Raw genomic sequence first — 9,847 nt, forward strand, 5'->3', positions numbered from 1 at the left:
TTTCTAATACAGTTATGGACAATCGCCAAAAATTGATCACCAGTCAGCAAATTAATTTTCAGTCACCACAGCTTGCAATGGTTGATCCCAAGTTTCAATAGGTAGTTGAGGTAAATAAGCAAAATTAAATATAATACCGATAGTTGGCTTGTGACTCCACTCTGGAGAACTGAGTAAGCGATCGTAATAACCCCCACCATAGCCCAGGCGATATCCTTGATAATCGCAAGCGACGCTAGGGACAAGAATTAAATCAACTTCTTGGGGATTAATAGTTGGGGCGTGGGCATGAGGTTCAGTAATACCATAAGCGCCGGTTTGCAGAGAATCCTGAGGTTGCCAGATATGCCAATTAAGAGATTTACCTACACAACGAGGAAATCCCCAACGATATTGGCTATTGGTAAATAATGCACCAAGGTCAGGTTCTTGACGAAAACTGAAATAAGCAAGTATTGTTTTTGCCTGGGTAAATAAGGTGACATGCTGCAAATTTTTACAGATGCGATCGCTTTTTTCTCGCCATTCTTCCACAGACATCGATTGCCGTTGTTTGAGTATAGTCCGGCGTAATTCCATTTTCTCCATCAAAATTAAAACCACCTCCGCGCACCTTTACGCTTCCCTTCGGGTGACTTTGCATTCATCTTTGCCAAATAAAAAAGGTGGGCAACGCCCACCCCAGAATCATTATGCAGCGTTTTGCCGATACCATTCAATCGTATTCTTTAACCCTTGCCTAAAACTTACTTGAGCCGTAAAGCCGAAGGCTTGCTTGGCTCGTTCAGTATCCAAACAACGACGAGGTTGACCATTAGGTTTGTCGGTTTCCCAAACAATTTCCCCATCAAACTCCATTAATTCACAGATGAGAGTAATTAAATCACGAATGGATATTTCCGAACCCGTTCCCAAATTAACTGGTTCGGAGTCATTATAAGATTGAGTACCCATGACGATTCCCCGTGCCGCATCTTCTGAATACAGAAACTCGCGGGTAGGACTACCATCACCCCAAACAGGAAGTTGTTTTTCTCCCTTAATTTGGGCTTCGTGGACTTTGCGAATTAACGCCGGAATCACATGGGAACTGCTGGTGTCAAAGTTATCTTCTGGCCCGTATAAATTTACTGGCAGCAAGTAAATGCCATTAAAGCCATACTGCTGGCGGTAAGATTGCAATTGCACTAACAGCGCTTTTTTAGCAATGCCGTAGGGGGCGTTAGTTTCCTCTGGGTAGCCATTCCAGAGATCATCTTCTTTAAATGGCACAGGGGTAAATTTGGGATAAGCACAGATGGTGCCTACACATACGAATTTTTCTACTCCAACTTGATGGGCAGCGTGAATTAGCTGAGTACCCATAATCAAATTGTCGTAAAATAACTCTGCTGGTTTTTCCCGGTTAAGACCAATACCACCCACGTGAGCAGCTAAGTGGATAATAATATCTTGTTGGTCGGCTACCCGTTGGCAGACTTCCAAACTACGCAAGTCATGTTCACGCGATCGCGGTACTGTAATTTTGGCACTATCAGCTCCAGCTTGACACAGCTGATCGATCACCTGACGACCGAGAAAACCCGCCCCACCAGTGACGAGAATTCGCTTGTTGCTGAGTTCAAAGGTGGTCATATTTTTAGCCTCATGGGATATATAAATCAGAAGTGGAGAGCGCCCAGTTCTTGACGAATAGTAGCCATATCATGAGGAAGAGCTGCACCATTACCGTTGGGTGAAGTATGACCCAAGGCCTGTAGGTCTGCTTCCACCATTAAAGCCACTAGTTCATCAAAGGTTACCGAAGGCTGCCAACCCAATTTTTCTTTTGCCTTAGTAGGATCACCAATTAATAAGTCTACTTCTGCCGGGCGCAGATAGCGATCGTCAAACTCGACATGATTTTCCCAGTTGAGATTTACATAACCAAATGCCTTTTCTAAAAATTCCCTGACAGAGTGGGTTTCGCCAGTGGCAATTACGTAGTCGTCCGGCTGGTCTTTTTGCAACATCAGCCACATTGCCCGCACGTAATCTTTGGCATAGCCCCAATCTCGTTTAGCATCAAGATTGCCCATGTAGATTTTTTTCTGTTTACCAGCCACAATTTTGGCGACTGCTCTGGTAATTTTGCGAGTTACAAAGGTTTCACCCCGACGTGGCGATTCGTGGTTAAACAAGATGCCATTACATGCAAACAACTGATAAGACTCACGGTAATTTATTGTTTGCCAATGGGCATAAACTTTCGCACAAGCATAGGGACTGCGGGGATAAAACGGCGTAGTCTCGCTTTGGGGTACAGCTTGTACTAAACCATACATTTCTGAAGAACCCGCTTGATAAAAACGCACCTGAATGCCTGTGCGTTGCTGGTAGTCGCGGATGGCTTCTAGTAAGCGCAGAGTTCCCATGCCTACGGCGTCTACCGTGTATTCTGGTGAATCAAAGCTGACTCTGACATGAGATTGCGCGCCGAGGTTGTAAATTTCTGTCGGCTTGACCTCTTCTAAAATGCGTCGGAGCGTCGTACCATCGGTCAAATCGCCATAGTGCAGAAACAACCGCACTCCCTCTTTATGAGGATCTTCGTACATGTGATCAATGCGGTCTGTGTTGAAGGTAGAAGTCCGGCGAATAATTCCATGTACCTCATAACCTTGCTCTAGCAAAAACTCACTCAGGTATGAACCATCTTGACCAGTGATACCAGTAATCAACGCTCGCTTATTTTGGGTCATACTTAATTATACCTTGTTAGTTTTGGTGAAATTTTTACAAGCCAATTGATACAACCTAGCAATTAAATACTAGATTGCTTAATGGCGAACCTACGGGTTTTTATGATTAATCGAGGTTTTCCGTCAATAAATATACTTAATAAAAAATTATTTAACAAGTCAACATCAAGCAACTTAATGCATGATACTGGAAAATGGTTCATGGGGAGCAAGGGAAGAAGAGACAGGGGGCAAGTTGTAGGGTATAGGAAAGAAGAAAATAATCTTTTTTCCTCACCTCCCTCATCCTCCTCATTTCCCTTAAATCTCCCCCAAAGTGAAGAATTATATTTGAGAACAAAGATTGAGTAGTTCAGTATGCTCCGTTATTCTTAGGTAAAATAACCACATCAATCGTTTTCAGTATTATCCATAAATCAAGCCAAAAATTTCTAAATTTGACATAATGTAGGTCTATTTGCACTCTGCGTGGGTAAGGAATATCGTTACGTCCAGATACCTGCCATAATCCGGTAATTCCTGGTCTTATTGTGAGAATGTGATCGATGTGACAACCATATTTGGGAAGTTCATCTGTTACTAAGGGTCTTGGTCCGACCACGCTCATGTCTCCTTTTAAAACGTTCCAAAATTGGGGAAATTCGTCTAAGCTAGTAATTCGTAAAAATTGTCCAATTTTGGTAATCCGGGGGTCTTGTTTGAGCTTAAAGCTACTTTCAAACTCTTGCCGCAAATGGGGCGATGTTTCCATCATTTGTATAAACATCTCATCTGCATTGCTCACCATTGTGCGGAATTTAATACAATTGAATGGTTTGTAATTTTTTCCTACCCGTTTTTGAATATAAAAAATTGGCCCTTCTGAGCTACAAGCAATCAGCAAGGACAAAATTAAATAGACGGGAAAGAATAAAATCAACACCAACAAAGAAAAGATTATATCAAACAGTCGCTTTGCGAACTCTCCGTTTAAACCCTGAAAAGACCAGCCTCTGGGTTTCAGCCTAGGCGCTTTTGTTTTTTGGACGCGTCTTAAAAAAGTACGCGTAGACGCACTAGTTTCTGGCTTTTTGGCTTTGCCGTTTCTGAAGGGTAGGTATCGCTTGCCGGAGAGGAGTGAGCTCTGGGCAGTCATCATACTCCTTAATAATCCACACCACACATAGTCCCAATCTTAAAGCTAAAATGATTTGCTTCGGTCGGAAAATTGCCAAAAGCTTATAAAATTACCTTTTAATTTTCACTAATCAGTCCTAAGGATGACCTATTTTTGTGACATTGATCTATGAAAGCGAGATATTGTTCTGCAAAGACTTGCGGTGAAAAACGGGTGGCGTGCGATCGCACATACTCAAGATTAAATAAATTTTGATACATTTCAAATTTCTCTACTGCTTCTATCAGAGATACTGTTGTTTGCTTGTTGAAAAATATGCCTGTTGCTGTCTCCTTAAAAGAGTGCAAATCCCGCACGGTTTCTAGGGCACCTCCAGCACCATAGGCAATCACTGGCGTGCCGCAAGCTTGTGCCTCTACTAAGGCAATGCCAAAGTCTTCACAAGCTGCATACACAAACGCTTTAGCTCTAGCCATATATTTTTTGACTACATCATCAGGTTGCCATCCTAGTATTTGAATGTTAGAGTTTGCTATTTGCGAAATTTTTTCCATCTCTGGCCCTGTACCAATGATTACTAAAGGCTTTTGTAATTGATTAAAAGCTCTGACAATTAAAGATACTTGTTTATAGCTTACTAAACGGGAAACTATTAAATAAAAATCTTCCTTGTCTGGCAAAAAGGGCAAATTGTCAATATTCACAGGGGGATAAATTACTTTTGCTTCTCGCCGATAGCAACGCCAAATACGACGAGCTGTATGCTGCGAATTAGCAATGAAGTGATCAACGCGATTTGCACTCAATACATCCCACAGACGCAAACGATGCAGTAAATACCGTGTTCCCCATCCAGGTAAACCATTGCCCAATTTGCTGTGGCGCAGATAATCAAATGTCAAGTCCCAAGCATAGCGCATGGGACTATGGCAATAACAAATATGCAACTGATCAGGAGTAGTTAAAACTCCTTTGGCAACAGCGTGAGATGACGACAGAATCACGTCATATTGCCGTAAATCAAGTTGCTCAATTGCCAATGGTAACAAAGGCAAGTATTTTTGCACACCATTACGCGCACCAGGTAAATGCTGAAGAAACGTTGTGCCAATCTGACGTTGATATAAATAACTTTCAGAATTGCTGGATTCAAAATCAATCAGAGCATGTACATTGGCATCAATGTGTTTCAGAATTTCTTGTACAACTAATTCTGAACCGCCTGTGGCTTTGGGTGTCAGCCATTCATGAACTAAAGCATATTTCAAGGGCACAGCTAACTTTAATAGGTAGAAAAAACGCAAGGCAATTAATAAGGTTAACTGAACAGTTTCCCTTGGCAATCAACGAATTGGGAAGTGCCCCAGATTCAGCTAAAGACGTAATTATCTCCCAAGAGGTTCCAGAGGGACACTGCAACCTGATAACCTCAAGTTGGGGACTGGGGAACTCGGGGCCTCTTCTGGGGATAAGGCAATGGGAACTGGGAAAACTTTCTCTATTCCCTAGCCTCTAGTCTCTAGCTTCTAATCTTTAGTCTCTTCACAACACGCAAAAGTTAAAAACCGGGAATCTATGCGAATTTTAATCATGGGTGGTACTCGATTCATTGGTGTCTATCTAACTCAACTGCTGGTAGATCAAGGACATGAGGTGGTACTGTTCAATCGTGGTAATCGTCCTGTACCTTCTTTGCAGGGAGTAGGACAAATTATAGGCGATCGCACTGACGCAACCCAACTTAAGGAAAAATTATCATCAGAAAATTTTGATGTCGTTTTTGATAATAACGGTCGGGAACTTGCTGACACGCAACCACTGGCAGAAATTTTTCAAGGACGGGTACAACATTTTGTTTATATGAGTTCTGCGGGAGTATATCTCAAATCTGACCAATTACCCCACATAGAAGGCGATGCAGTAGATCCGAAAAGTCGTCACCGGGGTAAGCATGAAACGGAAGCTTACTTGAGCCAATCTCAATTACCTTTTACGGCGATTCGTCCGACTTATATTTATGGGCCGCAAAACTATAATCCTTTAGAAAGCTGGTTTTTTGATAGAATTGTGCGCGATCGCCCGTTACCTATTCCCGGTAATGGACTGCATATTACCCAGTTAGGTCATGTGAAAGATTTAGCTACAGCCATGTCTCAGGTAATCGGCAATCAACAAGCCATAGGAGAAATTTATAATATTTCAGGCGATCGCTATGTGACTTTTGATGGTTTAGCCCGTGCTTGTGCTGTGGCTGCTGGCAAATCACCTGATGCGATTAAAATCGTACATTACGACCCGAAAAAATTTGACTTCGGTAAGCGCAAGGCTTTTCCTATGCGGGTGCAGCATTTCTTCGCATCGGTAAATAAAGCAATAACGGAATTAAATTGGCAGCCTGAGTATGATTTAATTTCTGGGCTAGCTGATTCTCTAGAAAACGATTATCTGGCGAATGGGCAAGATAAAGCTGAGGTGGATTTCTCCTTGGATGAGGAAATTTTACAAGCTGTTTAAAGCTGTGCGGGGTATATGCCCAATTCTCGCAATTTTGCAAAGGGGAGACGTATTTTATTCAGTTTATTTTTTACTCTAGAATATCCGTATCATTTTCCAAGATACGGTATTTTTTTGATTTACAGGTTAATGAAATGACTGAAATATTACCAGATTCACCTCAAAACGTTTTAGCAGCGCGGGCGCGTTTAGGAGAAAGCCCCATGTGGGATTCTACTCAAAATTTACTTTACTGGGTTGATATTTATAACCATCGAGTGCATCAATTTCATCCAGCTACAGGGAAAGATGAGTTTTTCGATGTGGGAGATGTGGTAGGTGCGATCGCCAAAGCAGGAGACAATCAATTTATTATGGCTCTGCGTCATCAATTGGCGTTCCTCAACACTCAAACAGGTGAGGTAACACCTATTGTTGATATTGAAGCCGATTTACCCCATAACCGTTTTAATGACGGTAAGTGTGATTCTCAAGGGCGCTTTTGGTTTGGTTCCATGTCCTCAGAAAAAGCTCAAGCCAGCCTTTACCGCTATGATCCTGATGGTTCGTTGCATACTATGGAAACAGGACTGACTATTTCTAACGGTTTGGGATGGAGTCCTGATGAAAAAACCTTTTATTTAACGGATTCTCCTCAACAAACAATATACGCCTACGATTTTGACTTAGAGACAGGTAATATTGCTAATCGGCGGACTGTAGTTAATTTAACTCATGAATCTTTTTATCCTGATGGATTGACCATAGATAGTGAAGGATACATCTGGTCAGCTATGTGGGATGGAGGGTGTGTAATTCGCTTCAGTCCAACGGGTGAGGAGATATGGCGTTTAAAAATGCCCGTCCCTTTGGTAACTAGCTGCAACTTTGGCGGGGAGGATTTACGTACACTTTATATTACCACTGCTTCTGTGGGACTCCAGCAAGAAGAAATTGATAAAATCTACTATTCTGGCGATTTGTTTGCCCTTAGGGCTGAAGTAGCTGGATTACCAACATACGATTTTCAGGGTTAATTGCTACCTTTTTTAGAAGATTCTGTGCGACAAAATAATTATCCAAATAATTAGTGCAGAGTCTGGAAAAATATGCGAACAATCATGGTTACTGGAGGGGCAGGATTTATTGGGGCTAATTTTGTCCTGCTGTCTCGAAAACTTGCATGGGCGAAGATAATTAATTTAGATAAACTTACTTATGCTAGTAATCTAGAGAATTTAACAGAATTACAAGGTGATAAAAATTATCATTTTGTGCAAGGAGATATTAATAACTTTGAGTTAGTTAATTATTTATTAGAACAATATCAGCCAGAAGTAATTATTAATTTTGCGGCTGAAAGTCATGTTGATCGTTCTATTTTGAACCCCCAAGAGTTTGTTAAAACTAATGTGGTCGGCACATTTCAACTACTAGAAGCCATTCGGCTATACTGGCAAAAGTTATCATCAGCTAAACAGCAGAAATTTTGCTTTTTGCATGTTTCAACAGATGAAGTTTACGGCTCACTTAGTCCCCAAGAGCCAGCTTTTCACGAAGATACACCCTATGCTCCCAATAGTCCTTATGCGGCTTCTAAGGCTGCTTCTGATCATTTTGTCAGGGCATATTATCATACTTATGGATTACCGACTATAACTATCAATTGTTCTAATAATTATGGGCCTCGTCAATTTCCGGAGAAACTCATTCCTTTAATTATTCTTAATGCTATAAACGGTAAGTCTTTACCTATATATGGGGATGGGCAAAATATCCGTGATTGGCTGTACGTAATCGACCATTGTGAGGCTATTTATCTGGTTATTCAACAGGGAAAAGTGGGTGAAACTTATAATATTGGGGGATTAAATGAACAAACTAATTTGCAAGTTGTGGAGAAAATTTGTGCAATCTTAGATGAATTAGTGCCTAAATCAGATTTTTGTTATTCTTCTTTGATTACTTTTGTGAAAGACCGTCCTGGGCATGACCGACGATATGCAATTGATTGTAGTAAAATCAGTCATGAATTAGGTTGGCAACCGCAGGAAAATTTTGATAGTGGTTTATTGAAGACGGTTCAGTGGTATTTAGATAATTCGGCTTGGGTGAATCAAGTGCGTTCGGGAAGTTATAATAACTGGTTACAACAAAATTATGATCATAGAATATGATTTGAGGACTAAAGTCCTCACTACAAACTTATTTTTATGAAGGGCATTATTTTGGCTGGCGGTTTTGGGACAAGGCTTTACCCCATAACTAATGTTGTTAGTAAACAACTTATGCCTATTTACGATAAGCCGATGATTTATTATCCCCTGTCAGTATTGATGCTGGCAGGGATTCGTGAAATTTTAGTTATTTCTACACCTCAGGATTTACCGTTATTACAATGTCTTTTAAAAGATGGCTGTCAATGGGGTTTGCAGTTAAGTTATGTTGAACAACCGCAACCAGAAGGTGTAGCTCATGCTTTTATTTTAGGTAAAAATTTTATTGCTAATGAGCCAATTTGTTTAATATTGGGTGACAATATTTTCTATGGTAATGGCTTGATAGAAGTGTTGGTGAGAGCAGCACAATTAACAACAGGTGCATTAGTATTTGGTTATCAGGTAAAAGACCCTAGAGCATATGGTGTGATTGAATTTGATGTAGATGAGAAAATCATAGGTATAGAAGAAAAACCTCTCATACCCAAATCTAAATATGTTATTCCTGGTATCTATTTTTATGATTCCCAAGTAGTAAAAATTGCGACTAGTCTTAGTCCTTCTATTCGCAATGAATTAGAAATTACTGATGTAAATTTAGCATATTTAAATCAAGATCAATTACAAGTAGAACTTTTAGGACGAGGATATGCTTGGTTAGATGCTGGTACTCATGAATCTTTGCATCAAGCTAGTAATTTTATCCAAACTCTCGAAGAACGGCAAGGATTGAAAATAGCTTGTATTGAGGAAATAGCTTATAACCAAGGATATATTGACGCTAACCAACTTTGTCAGTTAATTGAACCTATGGCTAAAAGTAGCTATGGTCATTATTTAATGACTGTTTTGGAGTCTTAAGTTAATTATAATAACTAACCACAGAGACGCAGAGAATACAGAGTATTGACATCCTCTCCCGCTAAATACAAGATTGTAGCGGGAGATTCCAACATCACTGCTGGATTTTCCTCTTTCTACGAGATGATTTATTTGCAGAAGTTGCCTTCTCCAAACAGGGATCAAACTCTCCAGAGGCGTAGGGAATTTCCGTCTGCCCAACGGTATTTTTTACTAATTCTAATCCTCGATTGAGGATGTTGATGGCTGCGTTAATATCGCGGCAATTCGTGTATCCACAAGCAGGACATATATGAGTTCTCATGCTCAATGTTTTCTGCACTGGATGCCCACAATTTGAACAATTAATTGTCGTATTGTGTGCAGGGTAAGAGCATCTCAATCAGGCTTGACACAAGGAATCAGAAGAATCTAAA

10 protein-coding genes are annotated in these 9,847 nt (G+C 40.6%); 4 read left to right on the forward strand and 6 right to left on the reverse strand.

From position 1 onward, the window contains the following. Positions 1–51: 51 nt before the first annotated feature. The 5 genes from ACM0OT_RS19010 to ACM0OT_RS19030 all read right to left on the reverse strand — a co-directional run bounded on the left by ACM0OT_RS19010 (position 52) and on the right by ACM0OT_RS19030 (position 5,132). Positions 52–588: a 5-formyltetrahydrofolate cyclo-ligase gene (locus tag ACM0OT_RS19010; protein ID WP_414565979.1), complete on the reverse strand. Its 537-nt coding sequence runs from the start codon at positions 586–588 to the stop codon at positions 52–54. 102 nt (positions 589–690) lie between these two features. After that, positions 691–1,635 carry a GDP-L-fucose synthase family protein gene (locus tag ACM0OT_RS19015; protein WP_414565968.1) on the reverse strand — a complete coding sequence of 315 codons (945 nt, stop codon included), beginning with the start codon at positions 1,633–1,635 and terminating at the stop codon, positions 691–693. A gap of 26 nt (positions 1,636–1,661) precedes the next feature. Then, positions 1,662–2,741, reverse strand: coding sequence for a GDP-mannose 4,6-dehydratase (gene gmd / locus ACM0OT_RS19020; RefSeq protein WP_414565969.1), 1,080 nt, complete (start codon positions 2,739–2,741; stop codon positions 1,662–1,664). Positions 2,742–3,093: 352 nt separating this feature from the next. Further along, positions 3,094–3,876, reverse strand: coding sequence for a sugar transferase (locus ACM0OT_RS19025; protein ID WP_414565980.1), 783 nt, complete (start codon positions 3,874–3,876; stop codon positions 3,094–3,096). Positions 3,877–3,974: 98 nt separating this feature from the next. Then, the gene (locus tag ACM0OT_RS19030) at positions 3,975–5,132 is read right to left on the reverse strand and encodes a glycosyltransferase (protein ID WP_414565981.1); all 1,158 of its coding nucleotides are present in this window, start codon (positions 5,130–5,132) and stop codon (positions 3,975–3,977) included. A gap of 301 nt (positions 5,133–5,433) precedes the next feature. On the opposite strand from ACM0OT_RS19030, the gene ACM0OT_RS19035 reads away from it, so the two are divergent. From ACM0OT_RS19035 to rfbA, 4 genes are all read left to right on the forward strand, one after another. Then, a complete protein-coding gene (locus ACM0OT_RS19035; protein ID WP_414565970.1) occupies positions 5,434–6,372 on the forward strand; it encodes an NAD-dependent epimerase/dehydratase family protein in 939 nt (312 codons plus the stop codon). Between the two features lie 134 nt (positions 6,373–6,506). Then, positions 6,507–7,388, forward strand: coding sequence for an SMP-30/gluconolactonase/LRE family protein (locus ACM0OT_RS19040; protein ID WP_414565971.1), 882 nt, complete (start codon positions 6,507–6,509; stop codon positions 7,386–7,388). Positions 7,389–7,460: 72 nt separating this feature from the next. Next, positions 7,461–8,528, forward strand: coding sequence for a dTDP-glucose 4,6-dehydratase (rfbB, locus tag ACM0OT_RS19045; RefSeq protein ID WP_414565972.1), 1,068 nt, complete (start codon positions 7,461–7,463; stop codon positions 8,526–8,528). 36 nt (positions 8,529–8,564) lie between these two features. After that, positions 8,565–9,431 (forward strand): glucose-1-phosphate thymidylyltransferase RfbA, encoded by an 867-nt coding sequence (rfbA, locus tag ACM0OT_RS19050; RefSeq protein WP_414565973.1) that lies wholly within the window; start codon positions 8,565–8,567, stop codon positions 9,429–9,431. Between the two features lie 94 nt (positions 9,432–9,525). On the opposite strand, the gene ACM0OT_RS19055 is transcribed toward rfbA, so the two are convergent. After that, positions 9,526–9,813, reverse strand: coding sequence for a zinc ribbon domain-containing protein (locus ACM0OT_RS19055; RefSeq protein ID WP_414565974.1), 288 nt, complete (start codon positions 9,811–9,813; stop codon positions 9,526–9,528). Positions 9,814–9,847: the final 34 nt, after the last annotated feature.

It is taken from the genome of Anabaena sp. CCY 9613, from assembly GCF_963920895.1.
Lineage (GTDB): Bacteria > Cyanobacteriota > Cyanobacteriia > Cyanobacteriales > Nostocaceae > Cyanocohniella.